The 26,522-nt window shown below is 56.5% G+C and carries 28 protein-coding genes; 16 read left to right on the top strand and 12 right to left on the bottom strand.

Annotated features, from left to right (window positions below):
- From moaB to EL098_RS15620, 6 genes are all read left to right on the top strand, one after another.
- The gene (gene moaB, locus EL098_RS15645; protein ID WP_126357091.1) at positions 1–513 is read left to right on the top strand and encodes a molybdenum cofactor biosynthesis protein B; all 513 of its coding nucleotides are present in this window, start codon (positions 1–3) and stop codon (positions 511–513) included.
- 3 nt (positions 514–516) lie between these two features.
- Positions 517–1,002 (top strand): cyclic pyranopterin monophosphate synthase MoaC, encoded by a 486-nt coding sequence (gene moaC / locus EL098_RS15640; protein WP_126357090.1) that lies wholly within the window; start codon positions 517–519, stop codon positions 1,000–1,002.
- Positions 995–1,240, top strand: a complete 246-nt coding sequence (gene moaD / locus EL098_RS15635) for a molybdopterin synthase sulfur carrier subunit (protein WP_126357089.1) — start codon at positions 995–997, stop codon at positions 1,238–1,240. Before moaC ends, moaD begins: the two co-directional genes overlap by 8 nt.
- Positions 1,241–1,693 (top strand): molybdopterin synthase catalytic subunit MoaE, encoded by a 453-nt coding sequence (moaE, locus tag EL098_RS15630; protein ID WP_126357088.1) that lies wholly within the window; start codon positions 1,241–1,243, stop codon positions 1,691–1,693.
- Positions 1,694–1,783: 90 nt separating this feature from the next.
- Positions 1,784–2,494, top strand: coding sequence for a Bax inhibitor-1/YccA family protein (locus tag EL098_RS15625; protein WP_126357087.1), 711 nt, complete (start codon positions 1,784–1,786; stop codon positions 2,492–2,494).
- Between the two features lie 185 nt (positions 2,495–2,679).
- Positions 2,680–3,087, top strand: a complete 408-nt coding sequence (locus tag EL098_RS15620; protein ID WP_126357086.1) for a YbhQ family protein — start codon at positions 2,680–2,682, stop codon at positions 3,085–3,087.
- Here EL098_RS15620 and EL098_RS15615 read toward each other — a convergent pair.
- From EL098_RS15615 to cecR, 5 genes are read right to left on the bottom strand one after another with little or no spacing between them, the layout of a single operon-like run.
- Positions 3,049–4,155: an ABC transporter permease gene (locus EL098_RS15615; RefSeq protein WP_126357085.1), complete on the bottom strand. Its 1,107-nt coding sequence runs from the start codon at positions 4,153–4,155 to the stop codon at positions 3,049–3,051. The genes EL098_RS15620 and EL098_RS15615 overlap by 39 nt on opposite strands.
- 10 nt (positions 4,156–4,165) lie before the next feature.
- Positions 4,166–5,305, bottom strand: coding sequence for an ABC transporter permease (locus tag EL098_RS15610; RefSeq protein WP_126357084.1), 1,140 nt, complete (start codon positions 5,303–5,305; stop codon positions 4,166–4,168).
- Complete coding sequence (locus tag EL098_RS15605) at positions 5,292–7,040, bottom strand: ATP-binding cassette domain-containing protein (protein ID WP_126357083.1); 1,749 nt, start codon at positions 7,038–7,040, stop codon at positions 5,292–5,294. Before EL098_RS15605 ends, EL098_RS15610 begins: the two co-directional genes overlap by 14 nt.
- A complete protein-coding gene (hlyD, locus tag EL098_RS15600; RefSeq protein ID WP_126358471.1) occupies positions 7,027–8,034 on the bottom strand; it encodes a secretion protein HlyD in 1,008 nt (335 codons plus the stop codon). Before hlyD ends, EL098_RS15605 begins: the two co-directional genes overlap by 14 nt.
- Positions 8,024–8,719 (bottom strand): transcriptional regulator CecR, encoded by a 696-nt coding sequence (gene cecR, locus EL098_RS15595; protein ID WP_126357082.1) that lies wholly within the window; start codon positions 8,717–8,719, stop codon positions 8,024–8,026. Before cecR ends, hlyD begins: the two co-directional genes overlap by 11 nt.
- A gap of 252 nt (positions 8,720–8,971) precedes the next feature.
- On the opposite strand from cecR, the gene rhlE reads away from it, so the two are divergent.
- From rhlE to ascB, 7 genes are all read left to right on the top strand, one after another.
- Positions 8,972–10,351 carry an ATP-dependent RNA helicase RhlE gene (rhlE, locus tag EL098_RS15590; protein ID WP_126357081.1) on the top strand — a complete coding sequence of 460 codons (1,380 nt, stop codon included), beginning with the start codon at positions 8,972–8,974 and terminating at the stop codon, positions 10,349–10,351.
- 158 nt (positions 10,352–10,509) lie between these two features.
- The gene (gene dusC / locus EL098_RS15585) at positions 10,510–11,445 is read left to right on the top strand and encodes a tRNA dihydrouridine(16) synthase DusC (RefSeq protein ID WP_126357080.1); all 936 of its coding nucleotides are present in this window, start codon (positions 10,510–10,512) and stop codon (positions 11,443–11,445) included.
- A gap of 283 nt (positions 11,446–11,728) precedes the next feature.
- On the top strand, positions 11,729–13,057 hold the full coding sequence (locus tag EL098_RS15580; RefSeq protein ID WP_126357079.1) for an OprD family outer membrane porin: 1,329 nt from the start codon (positions 11,729–11,731) through the stop codon (positions 13,055–13,057).
- 24 nt (positions 13,058–13,081) lie between these two features.
- Positions 13,082–13,969, top strand: a complete 888-nt coding sequence (gene surE, locus EL098_RS15575) for a 5'/3'-nucleotidase SurE (RefSeq protein WP_126357078.1) — start codon at positions 13,082–13,084, stop codon at positions 13,967–13,969.
- A 164-nt stretch (positions 13,970–14,133) separates the two neighbouring features.
- The gene (gene licT / locus EL098_RS15570; RefSeq protein WP_126357077.1) at positions 14,134–14,973 is read left to right on the top strand and encodes a BglG family transcription antiterminator LicT; all 840 of its coding nucleotides are present in this window, start codon (positions 14,134–14,136) and stop codon (positions 14,971–14,973) included.
- Between the two features lie 138 nt (positions 14,974–15,111).
- Positions 15,112–16,956, top strand: coding sequence for a PTS beta-glucoside transporter subunit IIABC (bglF, locus tag EL098_RS15565; protein ID WP_126357076.1), 1,845 nt, complete (start codon positions 15,112–15,114; stop codon positions 16,954–16,956).
- 15 nt (positions 16,957–16,971) lie between these two features.
- On the top strand, positions 16,972–18,366 hold the full coding sequence (ascB, locus tag EL098_RS15560) for a 6-phospho-beta-glucosidase (protein ID WP_126357075.1): 1,395 nt from the start codon (positions 16,972–16,974) through the stop codon (positions 18,364–18,366).
- Here the strand turns inward: ascB and EL098_RS15555 are convergent.
- The 4 genes from EL098_RS15555 to EL098_RS15540 form a co-directional block, all read right to left on the bottom strand.
- A complete protein-coding gene (locus EL098_RS15555) occupies positions 18,363–19,283 on the bottom strand; it encodes a LysR family transcriptional regulator (RefSeq protein WP_126358470.1) in 921 nt (306 codons plus the stop codon). The genes ascB and EL098_RS15555 overlap by 4 nt on opposite strands.
- Before the next feature lie 123 nt (positions 19,284–19,406).
- Positions 19,407–19,490: a small membrane protein YohP gene (gene yohP / locus EL098_RS15550; RefSeq protein WP_008456306.1), complete on the bottom strand. Its 84-nt coding sequence runs from the start codon at positions 19,488–19,490 to the stop codon at positions 19,407–19,409.
- Positions 19,491–19,604: 114 nt separating this feature from the next.
- Positions 19,605–20,342: a class I SAM-dependent methyltransferase gene (locus EL098_RS15545; RefSeq protein ID WP_126357074.1), complete on the bottom strand. Its 738-nt coding sequence runs from the start codon at positions 20,340–20,342 to the stop codon at positions 19,605–19,607.
- Positions 20,343–20,432: 90 nt separating this feature from the next.
- Entirely contained in the window at positions 20,433–20,900 is a 468-nt protein-coding gene (locus EL098_RS15540) for a nuclear transport factor 2 family protein (RefSeq protein WP_126357073.1), read from the bottom strand.
- A 107-nt stretch (positions 20,901–21,007) separates the two neighbouring features.
- On the opposite strand from EL098_RS15540, the gene EL098_RS15535 reads away from it, so the two are divergent.
- Positions 21,008–21,574 carry a TetR/AcrR family transcriptional regulator gene (locus EL098_RS15535; RefSeq protein WP_126357072.1) on the top strand — a complete coding sequence of 189 codons (567 nt, stop codon included), beginning with the start codon at positions 21,008–21,010 and terminating at the stop codon, positions 21,572–21,574.
- On the opposite strand, the gene EL098_RS15530 is transcribed toward EL098_RS15535, so the two are convergent.
- Entirely contained in the window at positions 21,571–22,134 is a 564-nt protein-coding gene (locus EL098_RS15530; protein WP_126357071.1) for a DedA family protein, read from the bottom strand. The two genes, EL098_RS15535 and EL098_RS15530, sit on opposite strands and share 4 nt — an antisense overlap.
- A gap of 165 nt (positions 22,135–22,299) precedes the next feature.
- Between EL098_RS15530 and EL098_RS15525 the strand changes: the two genes are divergently transcribed.
- Positions 22,300–22,887, top strand: a complete 588-nt coding sequence (locus EL098_RS15525) for a Yip1 family protein (RefSeq protein ID WP_126357070.1) — start codon at positions 22,300–22,302, stop codon at positions 22,885–22,887.
- A gap of 161 nt (positions 22,888–23,048) precedes the next feature.
- Positions 23,049–23,990: a D-alanyl-D-alanine endopeptidase gene (gene pbpG / locus EL098_RS15520; protein WP_126357069.1), complete on the top strand. Its 942-nt coding sequence runs from the start codon at positions 23,049–23,051 to the stop codon at positions 23,988–23,990.
- Here pbpG and EL098_RS15515 read toward each other — a convergent pair whose 3' ends face one another.
- Complete coding sequence (locus EL098_RS15515; protein ID WP_126357068.1) at positions 23,991–24,545, bottom strand: GNAT family N-acetyltransferase; 555 nt, start codon at positions 24,543–24,545, stop codon at positions 23,991–23,993.
- 106 nt (positions 24,546–24,651) lie between these two features.
- Entirely contained in the window at positions 24,652–26,379 is a 1,728-nt protein-coding gene (gene dld / locus EL098_RS15510; RefSeq protein ID WP_126357067.1) for a D-lactate dehydrogenase, read from the bottom strand.
- Positions 26,380–26,522 lie beyond the last annotated feature (143 nt).

Here is a 26,522-nt window from a genome sequence, read left to right as displayed (position 1 = left end):
ATGAGTCAGGTAAGCGCAGAGTTTATCCCGGCAAGTATTGCTATTTTGACGGTTTCCAGCCGTCGTGGTGAAGAAGATGACACCTCAGGGCACTATCTGCGTGAGGTTGCCACGGAAGCGGGGCACCTGGTGGTGGATAAAGCCATCGTCAAAGAAAACCGCTATGCCATCCGTGCGGCGGTGTCGCAGTGGATTGCCGATGAGCAGATTCAGGTTGTACTGATCAGCGGCGGCACCGGGTTTACGGACGGCGATCAGACGCCAGAGGCGCTGCTTCCGCTGTTTGACCGCGAGGTCGAAGGTTTTGGCGAGCTGTTTCGCATGCTCTCGTTTGAAGAAATTGGCACCTCTACGCTGCAGTCTCGCGCCGTGGCGGGCCTGGCCAACAAAACGTTGATTTTCGCCATGCCTGGCTCAACCAAAGCTTGCCGCACTGCCTGGGAAAATATTATTCAGCCTCAGCTGGATGCCCGTCAGCGCCCCTGCAATTTCCACCCACACCTTAAGAAATAAGCTATGTCGCAACTGACCCACATTAACGCCGCCGGAGAAGCGCATATGGTGGACGTATCCGCCAAAGCTGAAACGGTACGCGAAGCCCGGGCGGAAGCCTTTATTACCATGAAGCCGGAAACCCTGGCGATGATCGTTGACGGCAGCCACCATAAAGGTGATGTCTTCGCCACGGCGCGTATCGCGGGTATTCAGGCCGCGAAACGCACCTGGGAACTGATCCCGCTGTGCCATCCGCTGCTGCTGAGCAAAGTAGAAGTGCAGCTGGAGGCGCAGGGTGAACACAGCCGCGTTCGTATTGAGTCGCTGTGCCGCCTGACCGGTAAAACCGGCGTGGAGATGGAGGCCCTTACGGCGGCCTCTGTGGCGGCTCTGACCATCTATGACATGTGCAAAGCGGTACAAAAAGACATGGTTATTGGCCCGGTGCGCCTGCTGGAAAAAAGCGGCGGCAAATCCGGTGACTTCAGGGTGGAACGCGATGCTTAATGTTCTTTTTTTTGCTCAGGTACGTGAGCTGGTCGGCTGCGACAGCCTGGCGCTGGATGAAACCTACAGCGACGTAGAGCAATTGCGTGCGGCATTGGCGACCAGAGGCAGCCGCTGGGCGCTGGCTCTGGAGCCCGGCAAGCTGCTGGCGGCGGTTAACCAAACGCTGGTGAGCTTTGACCATCCGCTGGCGAAAGGTGACGAAGTTGCTTTCTTTCCACCGGTAACAGGGGGCTAAGTGGACAGCACGCGTATTGTTGTTGGCCGGGAGAACTTTAACGTCGGCGAAGAGTATCAGTGGCTTTCGCAGTGCGACGAAGACGGCGCGGTCGTGACCTTCACCGGCAAAGTACGGAATCACAACCTTGGCGATAGCGTTAGCGCTCTGACGCTCGAACACTACCCGGGGATGACCGAAAAAGCGCTGGCCGAAATCGTGGCTGATGCCAGAGGCCGCTGGCCGCTTCAGCGTGTCACCGTAATTCATCGTATTGGCGAACTGTGGCCCGGCGACGAAATTGTTTTTGTCGGGGTGACGGGCGCACACCGTAGCTCAGCTTTTGAAGCCGCTCAGTTCATCATGGATTATCTTAAAACCCGAGCCCCGTTCTGGAAGCGTGAGGCAACGGAAGAGGGCGAGCGCTGGGTCGAAGCGAGAGACAGTGATAAACAGGCGGCTAACCGCTGGTAGGCTACGTGGCCAGCGGGATGTGTTAATCTTAAAGCGGGTGAGCCAAACCGCTCGCGTCAGAAGCTAAATTCACAACACAGAGGAAGCATCATGGACCGATTCCCGCGTCCCAATGAGACTATCGTGCAGCGTGCCAATACGGGCCTTCAGACCTTCATGGCGCAAGTCTATGGCTGGATGACCTGCGGCCTGCTTTTAACCGCCTTTATTGCCTGGTATGCCGCAAATACCCCGGCGGTAATGGAGTTTGTCTTCTCGAGTAAAATCACCTTCTTTGGCCTGATTATCGTTCAACTGGGGCTGGTCTTTGTGCTCTCAGGCATGGTGCACAAGCTTAGCGCTGGCGTGGCAACGTCGCTGTTTATGCTTTACTCGGCGCTAACCGGGCTGACCATGGCGAGCATTTTCCTGGTGTACACCTATTCCTCTATTGCCAGCACCTTTGTAGTGGCTGGCGGGATGTTTGGCGCCATGAGCCTCTATGGTTACACCACAAAACGCGACCTGAGCGGCTTCGGCAATATGCTCTTTATGGCGCTGATCGGTATCGTTCTCGCCTCTTTGGTTAATTTCTGGCTGAAAAGCGATGCGCTCATGTGGGCAATCACCTACATCGGCGTGGTGGTGTTCGTCGGCTTAACCGCTTACGATACTCAGAAACTGAAAAACATCGGCGAGCAGATTGATACTCGCGACTCGCAGATGCTGCGTAAGTACTCCATTCTCGGTGCGTTGACGCTGTATCTGGACTTTATTAACCTGTTCCTGATGCTGCTGCGCATCTTCGGTAACCGCCGCTAACAGGTCCGCGTCCTCTCCTTCGGGAGGGGACGATTCCCCCGCAGTTTTGCTTTTCCTCCCAGCACTTTTGCCTGCCTGAACGGAAATATATTGCAATACCTGTCACAAAAAGGGGGCGTATTGAGGAAATTTCCGTACACTTGCGTACTCTGATTAACAGGAAGAAATATTCCAGGAGATAAAACATGAAGTGGCAACAACGTGTAAGAGTGAGAACCGGACTGGGTTGCTGGCAGATTATGCTGCATCTTGCTGTGGTCGCTGCCCTGCTCGTTGGCTGGAAAACCGCGACTCTTATCCCCGTGGGAGTAGGGCTGTGCCTGCTTTATGTTGTCACGGTAGTGATGATGTTTATCTTCCAGCGTTTTCATTCCGGCCTGCTGCGCGACATCGGCGACTTTCTCGAAGAGCTGACCACCACCTGGTATTTCGGCAACGCCATGATCGCCCTGTGGCTGCTGTCACGTGTGGTACAGAGCCACTTTCTTCTGGCGCTGGCCGGCCTGGCGATGCTTGCGGGGCCGGCTATTTACTCTCTGCTGGCGAAAGACAAATCAGGCAATCTTGCGCCTAAACATCCAGTACGCCGCTGATCCGGTTGTGGCCGCAATCACCAGCAGCGGCCACAGGCTCTGCCAGACAATCCCAAAGCTCGCATCCTTCAGGTAAATCTGCTTCGTGATATCGGTGAAATGGCGAATCGGGTTTATCCACGTTAGTTCCTGCAGCCAAACCGGTATGTTTTCAACCGGCGAGACATAGCCGGAGAGCAGAATCGCCGGCATCATAAAGACAAAAACGCCGATAAACGCCTGCTGCTGGGTTGAGCAGAGGGCGGAAATCAGCAGCCCAAACCCTACCAGCGAAAGTCCATAGATAATCATCGTGAAGTAAAACAGCAGCAGCGAACCGGAGAAGGGAATGTGGTAGCCCCAGATCCCCACCGCCAGCACGATGGTGGCCTGAACCAGCGCGACGATCTGCGCGGGAACGGCCTTGCCGATAAAGATTTGCCAGGTAGCCAGCGGTGAAACCAGCAGCTGGTCGAGCGTACCCTGCTCACGTTCACGGGCGACGGAGAGGGAGGTGACGATCATGACGCCAATGGTGGTTATCATGGCAATCAGCGACGGTACAACAAACCATTTGTAATCCAGGTTTGGGTTATACCAGTTGCGGATCGTCAGCTCGCTATTGTTTGGTTTTGGCATCCCTGTCATCAGCTCTTGCTGATAGTTATTGACGATTTGCTGGAGATAATTGGCCGCGATCTGCGCGCTGTTTGAGTTACGCCCGTCGAGCAGGATTTGCAGCTTCGCCGGCTGCTGGCTGGCGATATCGCGCGAGAAATTGGCCGGGAAGCGAATCAGCAGCAACGCTTTCTGGTTATCGATAGTCGGCCGGATCTCCTGCGGGCTTTTGAGCAGCAACACGTTGCTGAAGGCGCTGGCGCGGGCAAAGCGCTGGGTTAGCTCAATCGAGTGGTTACCGTTATCCTCGTTATAGATGGCGATGGTGGCGTTAGTCACCTCGAGCGTCGCGGCAAACGGAAACAGAACGACCTGCAGCAGCACCGGCAAAATCAGGATGGCGCGGGTCTGCGGTTCGCGCAGCAGCGACTGCAGTTCTTTGCGAATTAACGTCCATAAACGATAAAACATGCGTTCTCCCTTAATCGAGCCGGCGTTTGGTTTTCAGCGCCGTCAGGCCGATAAACATCACCGCCGAGGCAATTAAAAACAGCGTGTTGACGATAAGCACCGAAGTGATGTTCCCGGCCAGAAACAGGCTTTGCAGGGTACTGACGAAGTAGCGAGCCGGGATGACATAGGTCACCGCTCTGATAATCGCCGGCATGCTGTCTATCTGGAAAATAAAGCCTGACAGCATGATCGAGGGTAAAAACGCGGCGTTAAGCGCCACCTGAGCGGCGTTGAACTGGTTGCGGGTGATAGTCGAAATCAGCAGCCCCATGCCCAGCGTGCTGAGTAAAAACAGGCTGGTTATCAGGAACAACAAAATCAGTGAACCGCGCCACGGCACGGCGAGGATAAATACCGTCACCAGCATACAGAGCAGCATCGCCAGCATCCCCAGCACGTAGTAAGGCACCAGCTTGCAGAGCAGCAGTTCGGTGCGCGTCACCTGGGTTGAGAGCAGAGCTTCCATGGTGCCGCGCTCCCATTCACGAGCGACGACCAGTGAGGTCAGTATGGCGCCAATGACCGTCATAATGATGGTCACCGCGCCGGGGATAATAAAGTGCTGGCTGATGGCGGCGGGGTTAAACCAGTAGCGCAGCTGCACGTCAATCAGCGGCTCAAAATGTTCGCCGCGATCCTCCGCTCGCTGCTGCTGCCAGAGCTGCCAGATCCCCTGCATATAGCCCTGCACAAAGTTCGCCGTATTTGGCTCGCTGCCGTCGGTTATCACCTGGATCGGTGCCGTGGCGCCGGGGCGCGCCATGTTCTGCGCAAAGTCGGTGGGGATGGTCACCAGACCGCGAATTTTCCCGGCCTGCATCAGCTCTACAAGCTGCGCGCGGTTATCGCTTATCGTGGGCTGAATAAAGGGCGAGGCGCTGATGGCGTGGGTGAAATCCAGCGCCTCTTCACTCTGCTGCTCAATCAGGACGCCGACGTGGAGGCGGCTGGAGTCCAGGTTGATGCCGTAGCCGAAGATAAACAGCAGCAGCAGAGGGATAACCACGGCGATTAACCAGCTGCTGGGGTCACGTACAATTTGCCGCGTTTCTTTAACGCACAGGGCGCGGACCCGTCGCCACGAGACTCTCTGGCTATGGTCGTTCATCGCTATGTTCCTTATCCCATTCGTGAATAAGCCCGATAAACGCCTGCTCCATAGTCGGATCTGGCGTCTCGTCATCCGCGATCTGCTGCTTCAGATCGTCAGGCGTGCCGCTGGCGATCAGCTTGCCCCGGTAGACCAGTCCTATGCGGTCGCAGTATTCGGCCTCATCCATAAAGTGAGTGGTCACCATCACCGTAACGCCTTTCTCAACCATGCTGTTGATATGCAGCCAGAATTCGCGCCGGGTAATCGGGTCAACGCCTGAGGTCGGCTCATCGAGAAACAGAATGTCCGGCTCATGCATCAGCGAACAGGCGAGCGCCAGGCGCTGCTTAAAGCCCAGCGGCAGCGAGTCCGTGGTGCTATTGGCGATCGGCTGCAGCGCAAATGCCTCGCTCATGCGGGTTATTTTCTCCTGCTGTGCGCGCCCGCGCAGGCCATAAACCCCGGAGAAGAAACGCAGGTTTTGCGCTACCGTCAGGTTGCCGTAGAGTGAGAATTTCTGCGCCATGTAGCCAAGATGCTGGCGCGCCTTGCCTGAGCTGGTTTTCAGGTCCATATCCAGCACCAGCGCCTTCCCTGAAGTGGGGACTAACAAACCGCACATCATCTTGAAGGTGGTCGACTTCCCCGCGCCGTTCGGACCAAGCAGCCCGAAGATCTCGCCGCGCTTGACGGCAAAGTTCACGTGGTCGGTTGCCGCAAAATCACCGAATTTTTTCGTCAGCTCTTCCGCCTGGATAACCGTCTCGCCGGATTCGCCGTCTACGGTGTGAAGAATATCGCCGAGGGGAGATTCGTTAGCGGCGGCACCGCCCAGCAAGTCAATGAAGGCGTCTTCAAAGCGCGGGTCTGTCTCTTTGAGGCTGGACTCAGGGATATTCAGCGCGTTTGCCAGCTCGCTCACTTTCGCCTCTTTAGCCAGGATCAGCCGTACCGAGCGCCCCTGAATAACGCCGTCGCTGACCTGCGGTAGCTTCAGCGCCCGCTGCAGAAGCTGGCGATTGTTCTCCCGCTCATGGCTGATCAGCAGCGAACGTCCGGCCATCTTCTGCGTTAGCGCTTTAGGCGCACCGTGGTAAAGCAGTTCCCCCTCGTTCATCAGCAATATTTCCCGGCACTGCTCGGCTTCATCCAGGTATGACGTGCTCCACAGAATCAGCATCCCTTCGCCCGCCAGCTCGTGCACCATCTGCCACAGCTCACGCCTCGAGATAGGGTCAACGCCCACGCCCGGTTCGTCCAGCAGCAGCACTTTCGGCTGTCCGACGAGGGTGCAGGCGAGGCCAAGTTTTTGTTTCATTCCGCCGGAGAGTTTGCCCGCCAGGCGTCCGGTAAACGGCCCCAGAGAGGTAAACTCCAGCAGCCGGGCAAAGGTGCTTTTACGCTCTTCACCGGTTACGCCGCGCAGATCGGCGTAGAGGGTGAGGTTTTCCATCACCGTTAAATCTTCGTACAGGCCAAACTTCTGCGGCATATAGCCCAGTTCTGCGTGCAGGGCGCGATCGTCCTTAATAGGGTCGAGGCCGATAACCGATGCCGTACCTTCGCTGGGCTGCAGCAGCCCGGCCAGCATCCTCATTAGCGTGGTTTTCCCCGCGCCGTCGGGGCCAACCAGCCCGGTCACCGCCCCGGCATGAATGTCACACGCCAGGCTGGCGACCGCCGGCTTTTCCAGCCCGGGGAAGCGTTTTACCAACCCTTGCAGGCGAATGACCGCATCACGGCTGCTCATGCTGCGTTCCGCCGTTGAATGTCACCGTGACCGGCATCCCCTGACGCAGCGCATCATCTGCATCGGTGACAATAATGCGTAAGCGGTAGACTAAATCCGTGCGCAGGTCCGGCGTTTCAACGGTTTTGGGGGTGAACTCAGCGGTAGGTGAAACAAAACCTACCTTGCCGTGGTAGGGCTTATCCGGGCGGCCATCGGTATAAATCAGCAGTTCGCTGCCGGGTTTTGCCTGGCCAAGATTGGTTTCGTCGATATAGGCGCGGACCCACACCGGGTGGGTAAGTGAGAGCGTAAGCACCGTGCTGCCTGCGTTCAGCATACTGCCGGGTTCAACCGCTCGGGTTAACAGCGTGCCGTCAGAAGGGGCAAGCAGGGTGGTATCCTGCAGGTCGAGCTGAGACTGCGCCAGCTGCGCTTTTGCCTGCTGCAGGCTGGCCTGAGCCTGAGCAATTTCCTGCGGGCGATTGCCGCTGCGGTACTGGCTCAGCTTGTCCTGCGCCGCTTTCAGCGTGGCTTTTGCCTGGTCGCTTGAGGAGCGGGCGTTGGCTAAATCATTTGCCGAGATGGTTTTGGTTGCCCATAGCCCCTGCTGGCGCTGGTAAAAGTTTTGCGCATAATCATAAGCGGCCTGGGCCTGATTGACCTGGGCGGCAGCCTGAGCTATCTCTTCGTCGCGGTAGCCCGCAATAATTAAATCGTATTTCGCCTGGGCTGCCGCCACGTTTGCCTCTGCCTGACGCAGGGCGTTTTCATAAGGCGCTTTGTCAATCAGCCCCAGCGGTTCGCCGGCTTTGATAGCATCGCCCTCGTCAACCTCAAGCGCCGCGAGTCGACCTCCCACCCGGAAGCTGAGGTTAACGGTGCGGATATCCACGTTGCCGTACAGCGTTAGCTCGCTGTTCTGCGTGCTTTGGTACCATTTCCAGCCACCAACCGCCGCCGCCGCGAGCGCTAAAATGACAATGACGGCAATCACCGGCTTCTTATTCTTCATCACTAGCGTCTCCTCTGTCTGCGGATAATCCCTGCAGGATGAAATCAACGTGGCTCATTACCACGCGGCTTATTTGCTGCACCTTGGCCTGGTCAAACTGCGGCCAACCGGTGCGCAGCAGGATAGTTTCTCGCCCAAGCCGAAAGGCCAGCACCTGGCCGAGCAGCGTGTGGGTGTGCAAAATTGTGTCGGTATCTAAGGGATCCCGCCCGCTGTAGTGCCCAACCAGCGTGGTCAGCAGAGCGTGCATAGGCTCGATAACCTGCTGGTGAATAAGCTGATACGCGGCGGTGGGAGAGAGCTGTTCGCGGGAGATAAATTTACTCAGGTTGAGCGTATCGTCAGCGGTCAGCAGGGTAATCATCTGCCCCAGCGCGGTGTGAATAAGATGGCGTATCTTCTCTTTGTCCGGTTCGGCCTGGCTCAGCAGGGCCTCTGCGGCGGCGACATGCTCGTGAAAATTACCGCTGATGAAGTCGGCAATCCATTGAGCCGAAGCCATATACAGCGCCTCTTTCGAGCCAAAATAGTAGGTGATGGCGGCGATGTTTTGTCCGGCCTGAGCGGCGATGTCGCGCGTGGTGGCATGCATTCCATACTCGGCGAACTGCGCGATGGCGGCGGCGATTAGCGCATTTTTAGCCTGCTCACCGCGGCTGGTGGCGGGCGTCGGTGAAGGTGCCATACCGACCTCTTAAAAAGTTAATCAATCGATTGATTAAGCGTAAGCAAAGTTATCAGGCCTGTCCAGCTCGAGGCTTTATCCTGCTAAGGGGAGGGGAGAGAGAATTTATGCGTAAGATCACAAAAACTGCTACACTGCACGCGAACGGCGCCGTGGTTTGCGCCTCCTCTCTTCGCCAGCATAGCGCTGGCGCGTGATGTTCCCCCTGGAAACTACACCGCACAATGCGGTCAGGGCGGTTCTGGAGTTCCTATGTCTTTTGATTCTCTCGGCCTGAATGCCGATATTTTGCGTGCGGTGGAAGAGCAGGGCTATCGTGAGCCTACCCCAATCCAGCGTCAGGCAATTCCGGTAGTATTAGCAGGCCGCGACCTGATGGCCAGTGCCCAAACCGGTACCGGCAAGACCGCAGGGTTTACCCTGCCGCTGTTACAGCGTCTGACCGACAGCGCGCCTCACCTGAAGGGCCGTCGCCCGGTGCGTGCGCTGATCCTCACCCCGACCCGCGAACTGGCGGCGCAGATTGGTGAGAACGTCCGCGACTACAGCAAATATTTGAATATCCGCTCGCTGGTTGTTTTTGGCGGCGTGAGCATTAACCCGCAGATGATGAAGCTGCGCGGCGGCGTAGATGTGCTGGTGGCAACGCCGGGACGTCTGCTGGATCTTGAGCACCAGAACGCCGTGAAACTCGACCAGATCGAGATCCTGGTCCTGGATGAAGCCGACCGCATGCTGGATATGGGCTTTATCCACGATATCCGCCGCGTGCTGGCCAAGCTGCCTGCGCGTCGTCAGAACCTGCTGTTCTCGGCAACCTTCTCCGACGACATTAAAGGGCTGGCTGAAAAGCTGCTGCATAACCCGGAAGAGGTGGAAGTGGCTCGCCGCAACACGGCTTCTGAGCAGGTCACGCAGCACGTTCACTTTGTGGACAAAAAACGCAAGCGGGAACTGCTGTCGCAGATGATTGGCGAAGGCAACTGGCAGCAGGTGCTGGTGTTTACCCGCACCAAGCACGGCGCTAACCACCTTGCTGAGCAGCTGCAAAAAGACGGAATTACCGCGGCGGCGATCCACGGTAATAAAAGTCAGGGCGCCCGTACCCGTGCGCTGGCCGACTTTAAAAGCGGCGGCATTCGTGTGCTGGTGGCGACCGATATCGCGGCCCGTGGTCTGGATATCGAAGAGCTGCCTCACGTCGTTAACTACGAGCTGCCTAACGTACCGGAAGACTATGTTCACCGTATTGGTCGTACCGGCCGTGCGGCGGCAACCGGTGAAGCGCTCTCTTTGGTTTGCGTCGATGAGCATAAGCTGCTGCGTGATATCGAGCGTCTGCTGAAGCGTGAGATCCCACGTATGGCGCTTGAGGGATATGATGTTGATCCTTCTATTCCTGCCGAGCCTATCGTAAATGGTCGCCAGCAGCGCGGCGGCGGCGGTCGTGGTGGCCAAAGCCAGGGCCAGGGTCAGCGTCGCGGCGGCAACGGTGGTAACGCCAGCGCTTCCGGCGATCGCAACAACGGCCCACGCCGCGGCGGTAAACCGCAGGGCGAAGGTGCAGCGAAGCCGGCAGGTGATAATGCCCGTCGTCGTCGTCCACCTCGCAAACCGGCGGCTGCGCAGTAAGTTTTTTATACCCTCGCACTAACCCTCTCCCTACAAGGGAGAGGGGATTAAAGACGCCCTGTGTTCCCCTTCGGGACGAGGAGCTTTGTTTTCCCTCTCTCCCTTTGTGGTGAAGGGTGGGGTGAGGGGACAACAACACCAATATTATCGGATGCGTCATGCGTGTTCTTCTTGCCCCGATGGAAGGCGTTCTTGATTCCTTAGTTCGTGAGCTTCTAACCGAAGTTAATGACTACGATCTTTGCATCACCGAATTTCTTCGCGTGGTCGATCAGCTTCTGCCGGTGAAATCCTTTCTAAAACTTTGCCCCGAACTGAACCATGCCAGCCGTACTCCGTCCGGCACTCTGGTGCGTGTCCAGCTTCTTGGGCAGTATCCTCAGTGGCTGGCCGAGAACGCGGCTCGCGCGGTTGAACTGGGCTCCTGGGGCGTTGACCTCAACTGCGGCTGTCCGTCAAAACTGGTCAACGGCAGCGGCGGCGGCGCAACATTGCTGAAAGATCCCGAACTCATTTATCGTGGGGCGAAAGCCATGCGTGAGGCCGTTCCCGCGCATTTACCGGTCACGGTGAAAATTCGCCTCGGCTGGGACAGCGGCGCGCGGCAGTTTGAAATTGCCGATGCGGTCGAACAGGCGGGCGCGACGGAGCTGGTGGTTCACGGGCGTACTAAAGAAGATGGCTATAAAGCCGAACTTATCAACTGGGGCGCAATCGGCGAAATCCGCCAGCGGCTGTCGATTCCGGTCATTGCAAACGGTGAAATCTGGGACTGGCAAAGCGCTCAGGATTGCCTGGCGACCACGGGATGCGATTCGGTGATGATTGGACGTGGGGCGCTGAACGTGCCCAACCTGAGCCGGGTTATCAAATACAACGAAGCCCGTATGCCGTGGGCCGATGTTGTTACGCTGTTGCAAAAATACAGCCGCCTGGAAAAGCAGGGCGATACCGGGATGTACCACGTGGCACGTATTAAGCAGTGGCTCGGCTATTTACGCAAAGAATATGTTGAGGCAACGGAGTTGTTTACGGTTATCCGTACTTTAAAAACCTCCGGGGAAATCGCCTGCGTCATTGGTGCATTGAAATAATCTATTATGCGGAATCCGTTAACGTTTCCTTTAATTAACGGATGACGCTTTTCTCTGTTAACTAATTTCTTTTCTTTCATCCGATTCGCAATCAGGTTCACAGTTTTGCATATTCAATTTATTTAGTGCTGGCGATGACCAAAGTGTAATGCCAGAATGGCAGCCTAAATTAAGGATTGTTACTGTTTGACAGGCAAAACCTAAGTTTCTCTCTCCGATTAACGGGGAAGGAACTTAGGTTTTTTTTTGCTTCTTTTTTTGTTTAAAACAAGGGAAGTTTACCATGTACTCACACACAAAAATAACAGGCAGCCTGATGCTGCTGCTTAGCTGGGGCGCGATTCCTGAAGCGCTGGCCGATTATTCTGACTATGACGGCGGTCTTTTTACCGGCAGCCATCTCGATTCAACGCTTAAAAATGTCTGGATGCTGAATACCACCGACTCGATGTCGGATCAGGGTATCGGCAATCAGAGTGCCTGGGCCCAGGGGCTGCATCTGGACTGGCAAAGCGGCTGGCTTGGGGATCGCGTTGGCGTCGATGCTTCGTGGTATGGCGTGGCAAAACTGTACGCCAACGATGCCTTCTACGGCAGGGATCTGCTGCGCGATAAAAACGGCAAAGCGCAGGGCTTCCACAAGCTCGGGCAGCTTTACGCTAAAGCGCGCTGGGGTGATGCTCAGCGGCACCTCTCGCTCTGGGCGGGCTGGCGTCAGCTCTATAAATTTGCCGCGCTCAACGTGACCCGTAGCCGCGCCGCGCCCAGCACCTGGGAAGGCGTTAGCTCTGAGCTGAAGTGGGATAGCATGGGGATAAAAGCGGCGGTCGTAAACCGTTTTTCTGAGCGAGATGAGCCGGAGAAGCGCCGCTTCAGGACGCTGAAAAGCAACAAGCAGATTGACTATATCGCCACCGGAGAAATGAGCTGGACGCCCGTGAAGGGCAGCAAAATTAGCTATATTGCCGCCGAAAGCGCCAGCTATCTGCTGCGTCACGGCGTTGAAGCCAGCGCCATGATGCCGCTGGGTGAAGAGCTTAATCTGCTGGCAAAAAGCACCTACTACTACGCCCGGGGACTCAGCGAATGGGAAGGCGCCCGGGGGTTTAGCCGCACCGCTCAGCACCTGTTTGCCCTTGTGGGCTATCAGTACGGGCGTTCTGAGTCCGGGGTCGGCTGGTCGCATACCCGGGCCAGCCTGGATAATGGCTTAGGCCACTTCTACTGGCATTTTGGTAAAAATACCCGCGGGGCCTTTAATAGTAAGGCAGACGGCGAGGGTAACGATTATATCAATGATGGCGAGCAGATGGTTTATTTGTACAGCCAGTATCAACTCTTACCTGAATTATTAATTGGCCTGTACGGTAATTATGGTTTTGGCATGAAATATAAAAATGTTGCACTGAAAGAGTGGGAGTGCGGTGGCTATTTCCTCTGGAACAGTCCGCAAATAAAAGGGCTGGATGTATTTGCCGGGTTTGGCCCAAGCTATAGCTGGAAATTAACTTCATCGAAAATGCCTGCTTTGGATGAAAATAACAGCAGTTTCCGCCGCGCTAAAGGCGTGGGCGGCACCGTTCGTGTTGAATATCGTTTTAATTTATTCTGATTACGTAATAAAGAAGGAGTGAAAATGAAAAAGAAAATCATCGCCGGGCTGATGTTGACAGCCATTGCCGGCTCCACCTTTGCCGCCGAGCGTCCGATGCGTATTTTGCTGGTGAATGACGATGGCTGTCAGTCTGTGGGCACCACGTCGCTTCAGGATAAACTGACGGCAAAAGGCTATGAGGTCTGGTTGGTTGCGCCTTCAACGAACCAAAGCGGTATTGGCTCAGCCATTACCTTTAAGCCAAATAAAATTTTTGACGTCAAAAAGAGTGCAGACAAGCGCTACTGCTTCCCTGGCACGCCGGCAGACGCCCTTGATTTTGGCGTCCTCGGCGTGATGAAAGAGACGCCGCCGGATCTGGTTATCTCGGGCGTGAACGATGGCCCGAACACCGGCGTCGCGCAGCTTAACTCGGGCACCATCGGCGCGGCAGCCCGTGCGGTACGCTATGGTTATCCGTCCATCGCCGCCAGCATTGGCTACATTCTTAGCGAAAAAGAGATGAAGGCCGGATGGCCAAGCACCCACAAGTACTGGCCTGACTCCGTCGACTATGTCGCAGGTCTGGTAGACGCGCTGGCAAAAAACTGGCATCCGGGTCAGGCGGTACTGCCTGCGGGCTCCGGGTTAAGCATTAACTATCCGGCGCTGGAGAAAAAGGCCATAAAGGGGGTGAAATTCGTCGAAAACGAACGTAATCCGGTACCACAGCACTACTACAAGCTGTTGCCTGACGGTAAAACTCAGCAAATCCTCAGCGAAAAAGTGCTGACGCCGGTGGATACCGATACCGACACCGGCTGGCTGAACCGCGGGTACATCACCTGGACTCTGTTTGACGGGGAGTGGAATGCCCCGCAGTTTGAAGAACAGTACCGCAAACTGTTCGCGGCGGAAGTCGGCGGCTAATAGCGAAGCTGTGCCGAGATCGCTATCACGCTTTTCACCCTGAGGCGTTGAGCGATATATCCTCCGTGATAGAGTGCATAGGTTGGATTGTTACTGCGCTTCGCAGGCAAAACCTGATTATCTGGCCCTGCCAGAGGTCAGGTTTTTTTGTTTCTGGGGTCACCATGGAAATCGCCAAAATACTGAACAATAACGTAGTGGTTATCCTCGACGAACATCGGCGCGAGCAGGTGGTGATGGGAAAGGGGCTGGGCTTTCAGAAACAGCCGGGAGACAGCCTTGACCGCGGCAAAATAGAAAAGGTCTTTGCTCTGCAAAGCGACGAGCTGGTGGCGAGGTTAAGCGAGCTGCTCAATCAGATCCCGCTGGAGGTGATGACCGCCAGCGATCGCATTATTCAGCTGGCTCGCGAACGGCTGGGCAAGCTGCAGGAAAGCCTCTACATTTCGCTGACGGACCACTGCCACTTTGCGATGGAGCGTCAGAAAAAAGGGATGGCCATCCGCAACGTGCTGCTGTGGGAAATCAAGCGCCTGTATCCAAAAGAGTTTGCGCTGGGGCGGGAGGCTCTGGGCATTATCCATCAGCGGCTTGGCGTGCAGCTTGCCGAAGATGAAGCGGGATTTATTGCGCTGCACCTGGTTACCGCCCAGCTGGAAGGTGAGATGCCGGAGGTGATGGACGTCACCCGCGTGATGCAGGAAATCCTGCATATCGTGAAGTACCAGCTGCAGATTGAATACCAGGAAGAGAGCCTCAGCTACCAGCGCTTTGTGACCCACTTGAAATTCTTTGCCCAGAGGTTGTTAAACCGTTCGACGGTAGAGGACGATGATCAAACCCTGTATGCGGCAGTGAAGGATAACTACCCGCTGGCATGGCGCTGTGCGGAGAAACTTCGGCGGCATCTGGCAAAAAGCCATCAGCGCGAGCTGAGTAATGAAGAGATCATGTTTCTCGCGATTCACATTGAGCGAGTGCGTAAAGAGAGCCGCAAGGCTTAACACAACAAGACGGATTGTGACTGCTTCGGCAGGCAAAACCTGAGCGTTAGCTCCCCTTGTGGGCGGCTGGCTCAGGTTTTTTTTTAACCTTAACTCAGCACACTACGCCTGCGGGCGTGACGTAGAAGGAAAGCGGTTATGGACTATCAAGCGCTGGCGCAGGAGATCCTCAAGCATGTCGGCGGAAAGCAAAACATCGTTAGCCTGGTACACTGCGCTACCCGGCTGCGCTTTAAGCTAAAAGACAACTCGCGGGCCGATCCCGAGCTGAAAAACAACCCGGATGTTATCACGGTGGTGGAGAGCGGCGGGCAATTTCAGGTGGTGATTGGCAATCATGTACACGATGTTTATACCGCCGTCTGCTCGGCCGCCGGCATTAATGAGGATACGACGCCGCAGGAAGAGAAGGGCGGAGGAAATAATCTTCTTAACAGGCTGATCGATATCGTCTCGGCAATATTTACCCCCTTCCTCGGCGTGATGGCCGCCTCCGGTATTCTTAAAGGGCTGCTGGCGCTAAGCGTAGTCTGCGGCTGGCTGGATACCGCTTCCGCCACCTGGAAAATCTGGTTTGCGGCCAGCGATTCGCTGTTTTACTTCTTCCCGCTGGTTCTGGGCTACACCGCCGGAAAAAAATTTGGCGGCAGCCCATTTTTGACTATGGCTATCGGCGGAGCCTTAACGCACCCGCTCATTACCCAGGCCCTTGACGCTGCGGCCCAGCCTGAACGCTTCCTGGGCATTCCGGTGACCTTTATCAACTACAGCTCCTCGGTTATCCCCATAATCTTCGCCGCCTGGATCTGCTGCTGGCTGGAAAAGCGCTGCAACCGCGTATTCCCTTCCGCAATGAAGAACTTCTTTACGCCGCTAGTTTGCCTGGCCGTAGTCGTCCCACTAACGTTCCTGATTATCGGCCCGGCGGCAACCTGGCTTAGCCAGATGCTCGCGCACGGCTATCAGGCCATTTACGCCTTTGCGCCGTGGCTTGCGGGAACGGTGATGGGCGCTATCTGGCAAATCTGCGTGATTTTCGGCCTGCACTGGGGGCTGGTGCCCATCATGATCAACAACCTCAGCGTGCTGGGCCACGACACGCTAATGCCGCTGCTGCTGCCGGCGGTGACGGGCCAGGTAGGCGCTGCGCTTGGCGTATTCCTCGCCACTCGTGATGCCAAACTGAAAGTCCTTGCGGGCTCCGCCGCCACCGCGGGGATCTTCGGGATTACCGAGCCAGCGGTTTATGGCGTAACGCTGCCTTATCGCCGACCCTTTATTTTTGGCTGCGTCGCCGGCGCTATCGGCGGGGCGATCGTTGGCTACAGCCAGAGCAATCTCTACTCCTTCGGCCTGGCGAGCATTTTCAGCCTGGCGCAGATGCTTCCCCCAGGAGGAATGGACAGCTCGGTATGGGGGGCGATTAGCGGGACGATGCTGTCGCTGGTTCTGGCCTGTGCGCTGACCTGGGCCTTTGGCCTGCCGCGCAGCCTGCAGCCTGCCGCTTCCCCCACCGCCATTGCCGGAGACGATGATATTCTGGCGCCGATGAGCGGCACGGTGCTGGCGATGGATCAGGTGCCGGACGCCACGTTTTCTGGTGGATTGCTGGGGCAGGGCGCAGCCATTATCCCGCTCGCCAACGAAGTCCGGGCGCCGTTTTACGGTGAGGTCGCCTCGTTGTTCCAGACTCGCCACGCCATCGGCCTGCTCAGCAACAGCGGCATCGAAGTCTTAATTCACATTGGTATCGATACGGTGAAGCTGGAGGGGCAGCACTTCACCGCACACGTTCAGCCGGGGGACAAAATTAAACCCGGCGATCTGCTGATAGAGTTCGACCGCGAGGCGATCCTTGCCGCCGGGTACGATCTCGCCACGCCGGTTATCGTCAGCAACAGCGACGACTATCGAGGCGTTAAGCGTGTGACAAAGCAATCAACCATCAATTCAGGTATGCCGTTCCTGACGGTAGAACGCTAAGCAAAGGAGAGTGACATGACTGCATTTCCAAAGGCATTTCTGTGGGGTGGCGCGATCGCCGCGAACCAGGTTGAGGGCGCGTGGCAGGAGGGCGGGAAGGGGATCTCTACCTCAGACGTCCAGCCACAGGGCGTGTTTGGCCCGGTAAAAGAGCGAGCGCCGGGCGACAGCGGCATTAAAGACGTGGCTATCGATTTTTATCACCGCTACCCGCAGGATGTCGCGCTGTTTGCCGAAATGGGGTTCCGCTGTCTGCGCATTTCTATTGCCTGGACGCGTATCTTCCCGCAGGGCGATGAGCCTGAGCCAAACGAGGCCGGGCTGGCGTTTTACGACAGCCTGTTTGACGAGCTGGCGCAGCACGGTATTCAGCCGATGGTGACCCTGTCCCACTACGAGATGCCGTGGGGGCTGGTTAAGCGATACGGCGGCTGGGGAAATCGTAAAGTTATCGACTGCTTTGAACGCTATGCCCGCTGCGTGTTCAGCCGCTATCAGCATAAGGTTAAGCTGTGGCTGACCTTCAATGAGATCAACATGTCGCTGCACGCCCCGCTGACCGGCGTCGGGCTGGAGGGCGAGCCTGCAAAAGGTGCAATTTATCAGGCTATTCATCATCAGCTGGTCGCCAGCAGCCTGGCGGTTAAGGCCTGCCACGAGATTATCCCGGATGCGCAAATCGGCAATATGCTGCTGGGCGGCCTGATGTACCCGCTCACCTGCAAGCCAGACGACGTGCTGGAAACCCTGCAGGAAAACCGCAGCTGGCTGTTCTTCGGCGACGTCCAGTGTCGCGGCAGCTACCCCGGCTATATACTGCGCTACTTCCGGGAGCACGGCATTGAGCTTGAAATTAGCGAAAACGATGGTGAAATTCTGAAAAATACCGTCGATTTTATTTCGTTCAGCTATTACATGACCGGCTGCGTCACGGCGGATGAAGAGCTTAACGCCAGGGCGCGCGGCAACATTCTCAGCATGGTGCCCAATCCGCATCTGGCAAGCTCCGAGTGGGGCTGGCAAATTGACCCGGTAGGGCTACGTATTTTGCTTAACACGCTGTGGGATCGCTATCAGAAGCCGCTGTTTATTGTTGAAAACGGCCTCGGCGCGAAGGACAAGCCCGATGCCGAAGGCAGGATTAACGATGACTACCGCATCAGCTATCTGAACGACCATCTGGTGCAGGTAGGGGAGGCTATCGAGGACGGCGTTGCGGTGATGGGCTACACCAGCTGGGGGCCTATCGATCTGGTCAGCGCTTCGAAAGCCGAGCTGTCGAAGCGCTACGGCTTTATCTACGTAGATCGTGATGACCAGGGGAACGGCACGCTTGAGCGTTCAAGAAAGAAAAGCTTCCACTGGTATAAAGAGGTGATTGCCACCAACGGCGGCAGCCTTAAGCGTTAAGCCGCATTCACCAGCCGCTGAATAAACCCACGCAGCCACATTAGGGCTGCATCGCTGTTGTGGCGCTGATGCCACAGCAGCGCCACCTCAAACGGCGGCACTTCTACCGGCACCGGACTGGCCGCCAGTCCCCACGTTCGCTGCCAGCTTTCAGACAGCCCCGCCGGAACGGTCGCCAGGGCGGGCATTTGCATCAGCAGACCCGGCAGCGCGGCAAAATGCGGCGTGGTGTAGCTGATGTGGCGTGTTTGCCCGAGCTTCGCCAGCAGCGTGTCTGTCTGGCTGCCGTTGGCTTCGCGATAGTTAACCATCACGTGTTGATGGGCAATGTAGGCCTCAAGCGACAGCGGGGCGCTGGCCGCAATCTGCTGTGGATGCCAGAGCGCGACGACATCCATGCTCGTCAACACTTCGCGCTCCAGCCAGCGGGCGCTTTCGTTCGCCATGCTTATCGCCATATCCAGCTCGCCGCCTTCCAGCCGTTGGGCATCGGTAAACGGGTCGCTTGCCACGACGTTAATTCGCATGGCCGGGGCTTCCTGATTTAGCGCGGGGATAAGTTTTGGCATCAGCCACATCTCCACCCAGTCGGTCATGCCGAGGGTGACGGTCGCCTTCGCGCTGGCCGGGCAAAACTCTGCCTGCTGGAAAAGGGCGCTTTGCAGCTGCTCCAGCAGGGGCATCAGCTCGGTATGCAGCTCGCTTGCGCGGGCGGTGGGCTGCATGCGATGGCCGCTGCGGATAAACAGCGGATCGTCAAACATGTCGCGCAGCCGAGCCAGCGCGCCGCTGACCGCGGGCTGGCCGAGATGCAGCTTGTTGGCGGCCAGCGAGACGCTTTGCTCGCGGAACAGCACTGCAAAAGCGATCAGCAAATTGAGATCGATTTTGCGGAAATCATTTTCTTTGATGGTCATCATTTCTCCAATCAATTGAAGTGATGATACCCGGAGGAAAGCAGGGCGGCAAGCGAGGCGGGAGGAAGTCAGACAGGAAAAAGCAAATGGCGCCACGGGAGCGTGGCGCCAGCATCATTAACATTAAAAGATCATTTTAAATACGCCGGTCACCACCAGCAGCCCAATGAGGAAAATGATCAGAATGGCCCATAAAATAATTTTCATTAGCGCTCCTTCCCTTTTGATTTGGTCTTGTTGAGTATAGGCAAGGAATTGAAGACGGGGGGAGTTGCCTCCCCGTAGACGGAATAATGAAGAAAAAAACGGTGCTACTGCGGACTAGCGTTGAGGTTTACCGGCTGCAAGCAGGAAGATCATCGGGCGTTCGGCCTCTTCGGCCAGCGCGGGGTTTAGGGCGATTTGCTCGGTTTCCGGGCCCCATTCGTCCAGTTTTTCAAGCACAAAGCCGCTTTCTATCAGGGCAGTGATCCAGGTTGCCAGCTTGCGGTGCTGCTTTTTAACGCCCTCGGCAAACCAGTTGCTGATGCGTACCCCTTCCTGCTGATAATGATTCACCGGCCAGCTGCGCTGCCCCGCTCGATCCCTTAGCCAGGCCTGCTCCAGCGGCGCGGTATAGATCGGGTGTTCGGCGGTAAAGACCAGTTTGCCGCCCGGCACCAGCGCCTGATAAAGCGTGGTGAATAGCGGGCGGATCTCCTCCAGATAGTGGAGCGCCAGCGAGCTGTAGGCTAAATTGAAACTGTTCGCCGGCAGCTGCAGCGTGGAAAGATCTTCCCGACGGTACTCAATGCCTGTCCCTTCGGTCATTTCACGGGCTTTGGCGAGCATAAGGGTGGAGACATCCAGCCCGACCGTTTTTACCGCGCCTGCATCGCGCGCGTAGCGGCAAAACCAGCCGTAGCCGCAGCCTAAATCCAGCACCATCTTGCCCGCCAGCGGCGGCAGCATTGCCTCAACTTTTGCCCATTCAGGCGCGCCATCCAGCCCCTTTATCGAGCGATCCAGCGTGGCGTAACCGGCAAAAAATGCCGGATCGTCGTAGATATTTTGCGTCATAAATCCTCCGCATCAGTAAGGCCATTATTGGCCCGGATGAATTTTAGACGCTACGCCGCCGGAAAGAAAAGCGCGCCTGCGGCAGAGCCGCTAAAAACCGAAGTGACTCAGGTCGGGATGATCGTCCGGACGGCGGCCGAGCGGCCAGAAGAAGGCGCGTTCGCTCTCTTTGATTGGCGTATCGTTAATGCAGGCGTGGCGATTAATCATTAGCCCCTGTTCATCAAATTCCCAGTTCTCGTTGCCAAAGCTGCGGAACCAGTTGCCGGAATCGTCATGCCATTCATAGGCGAAGCGCACCGCGATGCGGTTGCCGTCGTGCGCCCAGATCTCTTTGATCAGGCGGTAGTCCAGTTCGCGCTGCCATTTACGGGTTAAAAAGCCGACAACAGCCTCGCGGCCCTCCACAAATTCGGCGCGATTACGCCAGTGGGTATTCAGGGCGTAAACCTGCGATACACGTTCAGGATCGCGGCTGTTCCACGCGTCTTCCGCGAGGCGAACTTTTTGTTTGGCCGTTTCGAGCGTAAAGGGAGGAATTGGGGGTTTGACCGTCATGGGGCTGCTCCTGTGAGTGAGTAGACAGGTCTGTCTACATCGCTAGGCTAACCTGGGTAGACAGACTTGTCTACATACGGCATGATAGATTTTTAACAGGAGCGAACATGACCACGGCGACCCCCGGCGCGCGCGACCGGATTTTGCAAACCGCGCATGATTTATTTTACCGCGATGGTATTCGCGCCACCGGCATCGACCGGATTATCAAAGAGGCCGGCGTCACCAAGGTGACCTTTTACCGACATTTCCCGGCCAAAGACGACCTGATTCTGGCCTTCCTGGATTACCGTCATCAGCGCTGGATGACGTGGTTTAGCCGCACGCTTGAAGGGCATCTAAACGAAGAAAAAGGGCTGGCGGAGGCGCTAGCGGCCACGCTGCAAAGCTGGTTTGAGAAGGAGGGTTTTCGCGGCTGCGCGTTTATCAACTCGGCGGTGGAAATGGCCGAGGCGCTGCCGGAAACGCTGCCCATTGCCCGCGCTCACAAGCAGGCAATGGTGCAGTGTCTGGCTGATTATTTGCCCGATAACGCAGGCGGAAGGCAGCAGGCAGAAATGCTGGCGCTGGTGATTGACGGCGCGATAGTCAAAGCCCAGCGCGAAGGCAGCGGCGAAGAGGCGCTTTTGCTGCTGAGGGGCTGGCTTGCACTGCTGCCTGTTGCCGAGGGTTAATCGTCTTTTTGCCGGTATTTAAACCACAGCCGAATGCCCACGACCAGCGCCACAGCAGCAATGAGCCAAATCCAGTGGCGCAGATGAGTATCCAGGCGGTGCAGCCACGGGCCGACAACTTCGCCTCCGAGGTAGCCGAGCGTAGTAAATAGAGTGGCCCATAAAATGGCGCCGCAGATATTGAGCGGGATAAACAGCCTGGGCGGCAGCTTGCTGGCGCCGATGATAATCGGCCCGACGATGCGAAAGCCGTACATAAAACGGCTCCCGATCACGAACAGATAAGGGTGGCGGTTAATCAGCGCCTTCGCTTTGGTAATTTTCTTCTGATGCTTTTTAAAACGATCCAGCAGGGCGCTGCCGAAATGCCTGCCCACCAAAAACAGCAGCTGATCGCCAATCATGCCGCCCAGCGCGACGGCCGCCACCACCAGAGGGAATGTTAAAAGTCCCTGATGGGCGGCTACGCCGCCGAGCAGGGTAATGGTTTCACCTTCCGCCATGCTGCCGATAATCAGCGCGGCATAGCCATACTGTTCTATTAAACCATTGATATCCATTAAGCTGGACTCTCCTCCATGTAAAAACGCCTGCTTAAAGCATACAACTCATCGCCGCCTGGCCTGCAGATAATCGTAGATATTTTTCGTCTGGTTAAATAATAACCTGAAGGTGAATTATACTTGGTGTATCGCAGCCATTTGCGCCGCTGGTCCGGAGGTTGTATGAGCCATGTCTGGGGATTGTTCTCCCATCCCAATCGGGAAATGCAGGAAATTAAGCGCGAGAATGAATCTGTCTCGCACCACTACACACACCATGTGCTGTTGATGGCGGCGATCCCCGTCATCTGCGCGTTTATCGGCACCACGCAAATCGGCTGGAACTTTGGTGACGGCACCTACGTTCAGCTCTCCCTGTTTACTGGTCTCTACCTCGGTATTCTCTTTTATGCGCTGATGCTGGCTGGCGTGGCGGTAATGGGGAGGGTTATCTGGTGGATGGCGCGTAACTATCCGCAGCGCCCGTCGCTTGCCCGCTGTATGGTCTTTGCCGGCTATGTTGCGACGCCGCTGTTCTTAAGCGGGATTGTTGCGCTTTATCCGCTGGTCTGGCTGTGCGTGGCGGTGGGGGCTCTTGCACTGGTCTATACCGGTTATCTGCTCTACGTCGGCGTACCTGACTTCCTTGGCATTGATAAAGAAGAGGGGATGAGTTTTTCCAGCTCAACCCTTGCCATTGGCGTGCTGGTGCTGGAGGTACTGCTGGCCGTGGCGGTCATTCTGTGGGGCTATGGCTACCGTCTGTTCTGACGAGGTGAATTAACAGAAGGTTTTGATATAACGTTACGATTCTTAACTGGTAGTCAAGCGGGGCGCCGGAGTATGATTCCGGCGCCCCGCCTGTTTATGTCATTCTGATGAATAGCTGCGGTGAGCCTATACTTTTCCGGAATCATTACAGAAGTGTCACCATGCCGACAAAAATCCGTTTATCGTTGTTCAGCCTTGCGCTGATGATGACTGTGCCTTTTGCCCCGCAGGCAGAAGCCAGCAAGGCCGTTACCCACGCGGCCAGCGCCGGCCAGGAGATCGCCTCCGGCAGCGCCATGATTGTCGATTTGCAAACCAATAAAATTCTCTATTCCAGCCATCCGGATCTGGTTCGTCCCATTGCCTCAATTACCAAGCTGATGACCGTGATGGTGGTGCTGGACGCTCATCTGCCGATGGATGAAATGCTGAAGGTGGACATCAGCCATACGCCGGAAATGCGCGGCGTTTACTCTCGCGTACGCCTGAACAGCGAAATCAGCCGCAAAAACATGATGCTGCTGGCGCTGATGTCGTCAGAAAACCGCGCGGCCGCAAGCCTGGCGCACCACTATCCTGGCGGCTATGATGCCTTTATCCGCGCGATGAACGCGAAGGCGAAATCGCTGGGCATGACCCATACGCGCTATGTGGAGCCCACCGGCCTGTCGATTGAAAACGTCTCGACGGCGAGCGATCTGACCAAACTGCTGGTAGCGACCCAGAAATATCCTCTGCTGGGGCAGCTCAGCACCACGCATGAAGATATGGCGACCTTCCGCAATCCGGCCTATACGCTGCCGTTCCGCAACACCAACCACCTGGTGTACCGCGATAACTGGAACATCCAGCTGACGAAAACCGGCTTTACCAATAATGCCGGTCACTGCCTGGTGATGCGCACGGTGATCAAAGGCCGCCCGGTGGCGCTTGTGGTGCTGGACGCTTTTGGTAAGTACACCCATTTCGCGGACGCTAACCGCCTGCGCAACTGGATGGAAACCGGGAAGGTGACGCCGGTTCCGGCGGCGGCGCTAAGCTATAAGCGCTCTAAGGCGGCGCAGATGGCGAACAACACCGCCGCAGGAGCGGAAGAGGAATAATCAGTTCGGCAGCGTCTCGTCTCCGCCGTTGAGGGGACGCTGCATCATCAAGGTATCCCGCCAGTCGCCCAGCTTAAACCCGACGCTGCGCAGTCGCCCGACGGTTTCAAATCCGTGCTGACTGTGTAATTTGCACGAGCCGGTATTATTCTCTCCGTCGCCAATGACCGCGATCATCTGCCGCCACGGCCCCTTTTCGCACAGCGCAATTAACTCACTCAGCAGAGCTTTACCGATACCACGCCCGGTCATGCTGGCGTCGATATAAACTGAATCTTCTATGGTGTAGCGGTAGCCGGGGCGAGGGCGATACAGCGTGGCATAGCAGTAGCCGACAACGCGGTCGTCAATCACCGCGACCAGCCACGGCAGACCATGGCTGCGAACCGCCGCCAGCCGCTCGGCCATTTGCTGGAGATCGGGGGGCGTCTCTTCAAACGATCCTTTGCCGTTCAGCACGTGCCAGTCATAAATCGTTTTAATGGCAGGAATATCGTCGGGCGTCGCTTCCCTCAGGTGGACTGAAGAGAGGGGTAACGTTTCTACTGCGGACATCTTTCGCTCCTTAACCAGAGAAAAGGGGGAAGATATTCTTCACCCCCGTTTCACTAATTTATGCCCAAAAAAGCGCGAAGCCTAGTTTGCCCGTCATAGGAGAAACTTATCCCTTTGCGCTCTCCTCTTCGACCCAGTTTTTACGCCGCGTGGTTTTGCCGATCCCCGGGTTCATGCTGTTGGTCGGGTCGTTGGCCTTGTAGAACTGCTTCAGGGCTTCGGGCGCTTTGTAGAGGTGGCCCACGTTATGCTCGGCAGGGTATTGCGCTCCGCGCTCGTGCAGCAGCGCCAGCATCTGCTCTTTCAGCTCATGAACGTCCACGCCTTTCTTAACGATGTAATCCTGGTGGAAAACGTGGCACATGAAGTGGCCGTAATAGAGGCGATGGATAAGCTTATCGCCAATCTCCGGCGGCAGCTCTTCGAACCAGTCGCTGTCGTTGCGGCGCAGCGCGATATCCAGCGCCAGAATATCTTCCACCTCATCCGCATGAACGGCGTGATAGCGAATCGCCGCCCCGGCGGCGGCAAAGCGATGCAGGAAGGCTTTACTGCCTTCCTCTGCGGTACAGATAAAGAAATCACCCTCGGCGGTTTTAAAGTACTCGGTCAGCCAGGCTTTGGCCTCGTCGATGCCTTCACCTGCCATTTTCAGCAACAGGTGGTGAGGATATTTATCGCGCCAGGTTTTCATCCGCTCCGGCAGGTGAGCCGGGAAAACGCCGCCAAGTTTTTGCATAAAGCGGTCGGTAAAGTGCGGCTTAAACAGAGAAACCTTGTCGAGCATCGCGTCGGTGCGCCCCTTCATGGTGAAGAAGAACGGCATTTTATCGGTGCCCAGCTTGTCGATCATCAGGAAGGTGTCTTTGCCATACTTTTCTGCGATATCGTAGATATCGCGGTGCATATATTCTCCGGCCACCGGCAGGTTCTTGAAGTTAGCCAGAATGTGGCGGCGGATCTCGCTCAGCACCCTGGGCTGGTTTGTGCCGATGTAAAACACCTGCTGACGTTTTTCCGCCGGGAAGGTGTCGAGACGCACGGCGAAGACCGCCAGCTTGCCCGCGCAGCCAGAAGATTCAAACAGGCGATCCGGGTCAGCGTTGTAGCGTGCAGGCGTGTCGGCCTCAACGTCGCGCACGCGAGTGACGTAATCGTGATCGTGCGCGTGGCGGCCATCATGCATAACGTCGCTGTCCTTCACGCGCTCGTCATCCAGCGCGCTAAGAATTTGCTCCGGCGTGGTGCCCAGATTAATGCCGAGGTGGTTCACCAGCTGCAGCTTGCCGCTTTCATCAATACGAGCGAAAAGCGACATTTCGGTATAGGCCGGGCCGCGCTGCACCAGCGAACCGCCGGAGTTATTGCAAATGCCGCCAATCACCGACGCTCCGATACAGGAAGAGCCGATCACCGAATGCGGTTCGCGCCCCAGGGGCTTCAGCGCCTTTTCCAGCGAGTAGAGCGTGGTGCCCGGCCAGGCCAGTACCTGCTCGCCTTTATCCAGCAGGTGGAGCTTGTCGAGGCGCAGCGTACTGATAATCACAATTTCGCGATCGTAGTCGTTGCCGCTCGGCGTGGAGCCTTCCGTCAGGCCGGTGTTAGCGGCCTGCATAATAATGATTTTATCGGCGGCGACGCAGGCGCTTAAGACTCGCCACAGCTCCAGCAGAGATCCGGGGAGCACCACGGCCAGCGCTTCCCCTTGTCCAGAACGGAAGCCCTTACGGTAGCGTGCGGTTTTTGCCGGATCGGTTAAAACATGGTGCGAGCCAACGTGGCGAGAGAGTTCGTTTATCAGCGTTTTATTATCGGAATTCATCACAACAGACATGTATCCACTCCTTGTGGTGGCATCAAAAAGCCTGCCGTTAAGCATAGCGCCGAAAAACGTGAGCGTAACGAGGAAATCTCCGCGAAATCAGAAGCCAGGCTTTGCTACGCTCTTCTTACCGCGCGGGCGATGTGGCAAACTGC

Source organism: Cedecea lapagei, assembly GCF_900635955.1.
Taxonomy (GTDB): Bacteria; Pseudomonadota; Gammaproteobacteria; order Enterobacterales; family Enterobacteriaceae; genus Cedecea; species Cedecea lapagei.
This window is presented reverse-complemented; position numbering and strand designations above follow the sequence as displayed.

Excerpts from the sequence above, each read along its gene's own strand:
- EL098_RS15625 (WP_126357087.1), top strand. The coding sequence starts at position 1,784 with ATGGACCGATTCCCGCGTCCCAATGAGACTATCGTGCAGCGTGCCAAT.
- pbpG (WP_126357069.1), top strand. The coding sequence starts at position 23,049 with ATGCCGACAAAAATCCGTTTATCGTTGTTCAGCCTTGCGCTGATGATG.
- ascB (WP_126357075.1), top strand. The coding sequence starts at position 16,972 with ATGACTGCATTTCCAAAGGCATTTCTGTGGGGTGGCGCGATCGCCGCG.
- EL098_RS15580 (WP_126357079.1), top strand. The coding sequence starts at position 11,729 with ATGTACTCACACACAAAAATAACAGGCAGCCTGATGCTGCTGCTTAGC.
- EL098_RS15610 (WP_126357084.1), bottom strand. The coding sequence starts at position 5,305 with ATGAACGACCATAGCCAGAGAGTCTCGTGGCGACGGGTCCGCGCCCTG.
- EL098_RS15525 (WP_126357070.1), top strand. The coding sequence starts at position 22,300 with ATGAGCCATGTCTGGGGATTGTTCTCCCATCCCAATCGGGAAATGCAG.
- EL098_RS15530 (WP_126357071.1), bottom strand. The coding sequence starts at position 22,134 with ATGGATATCAATGGTTTAATAGAACAGTATGGCTATGCCGCGCTGATT.
- EL098_RS15545 (WP_126357074.1), bottom strand. The coding sequence starts at position 20,342 with ATGACGCAAAATATCTACGACGATCCGGCATTTTTTGCCGGTTACGCC.
- EL098_RS15515 (WP_126357068.1), bottom strand. The coding sequence starts at position 24,545 with ATGTCCGCAGTAGAAACGTTACCCCTCTCTTCAGTCCACCTGAGGGAA.
- EL098_RS15605 (WP_126357083.1), bottom strand. The coding sequence starts at position 7,040 with ATGAGCAGCCGTGATGCGGTCATTCGCCTGCAAGGGTTGGTAAAACGC.
- EL098_RS15620 (WP_126357086.1), top strand. The coding sequence starts at position 2,680 with ATGAAGTGGCAACAACGTGTAAGAGTGAGAACCGGACTGGGTTGCTGG.
- EL098_RS15535 (WP_126357072.1), top strand. The coding sequence starts at position 21,008 with ATGACCACGGCGACCCCCGGCGCGCGCGACCGGATTTTGCAAACCGCG.
- EL098_RS15615 (WP_126357085.1), bottom strand. The coding sequence starts at position 4,155 with ATGTTTTATCGTTTATGGACGTTAATTCGCAAAGAACTGCAGTCGCTG.
- surE (WP_126357078.1), top strand. The coding sequence starts at position 13,082 with ATGAAAAAGAAAATCATCGCCGGGCTGATGTTGACAGCCATTGCCGGC.
- dld (WP_126357067.1), bottom strand. The coding sequence starts at position 26,379 with ATGTCTGTTGTGATGAATTCCGATAATAAAACGCTGATAAACGAACTC.
- licT (WP_126357077.1), top strand. The coding sequence starts at position 14,134 with ATGGAAATCGCCAAAATACTGAACAATAACGTAGTGGTTATCCTCGAC.
- moaD (WP_126357089.1), top strand. The coding sequence starts at position 995 with ATGCTTAATGTTCTTTTTTTTGCTCAGGTACGTGAGCTGGTCGGCTGC.
- dusC (WP_126357080.1), top strand. The coding sequence starts at position 10,510 with ATGCGTGTTCTTCTTGCCCCGATGGAAGGCGTTCTTGATTCCTTAGTT.
- yohP (WP_008456306.1), bottom strand. The coding sequence starts at position 19,490 with ATGAAAATTATTTTATGGGCCATTCTGATCATTTTCCTCATTGGGCTG.
- bglF (WP_126357076.1), top strand. The coding sequence starts at position 15,112 with ATGGACTATCAAGCGCTGGCGCAGGAGATCCTCAAGCATGTCGGCGGA.
- rhlE (WP_126357081.1), top strand. The coding sequence starts at position 8,972 with ATGTCTTTTGATTCTCTCGGCCTGAATGCCGATATTTTGCGTGCGGTG.
- cecR (WP_126357082.1), bottom strand. The coding sequence starts at position 8,719 with ATGGCACCTTCACCGACGCCCGCCACCAGCCGCGGTGAGCAGGCTAAA.
- EL098_RS15540 (WP_126357073.1), bottom strand. The coding sequence starts at position 20,900 with ATGACGGTCAAACCCCCAATTCCTCCCTTTACGCTCGAAACGGCCAAA.
- moaC (WP_126357090.1), top strand. The coding sequence starts at position 517 with ATGTCGCAACTGACCCACATTAACGCCGCCGGAGAAGCGCATATGGTG.
- hlyD (WP_126358471.1), bottom strand. The coding sequence starts at position 8,034 with ATGAAGAATAAGAAGCCGGTGATTGCCGTCATTGTCATTTTAGCGCTC.
- moaB (WP_126357091.1), top strand. The coding sequence starts at position 1 with ATGAGTCAGGTAAGCGCAGAGTTTATCCCGGCAAGTATTGCTATTTTG.
- EL098_RS15555 (WP_126358470.1), bottom strand. The coding sequence starts at position 19,283 with ATGACCATCAAAGAAAATGATTTCCGCAAAATCGATCTCAATTTGCTG.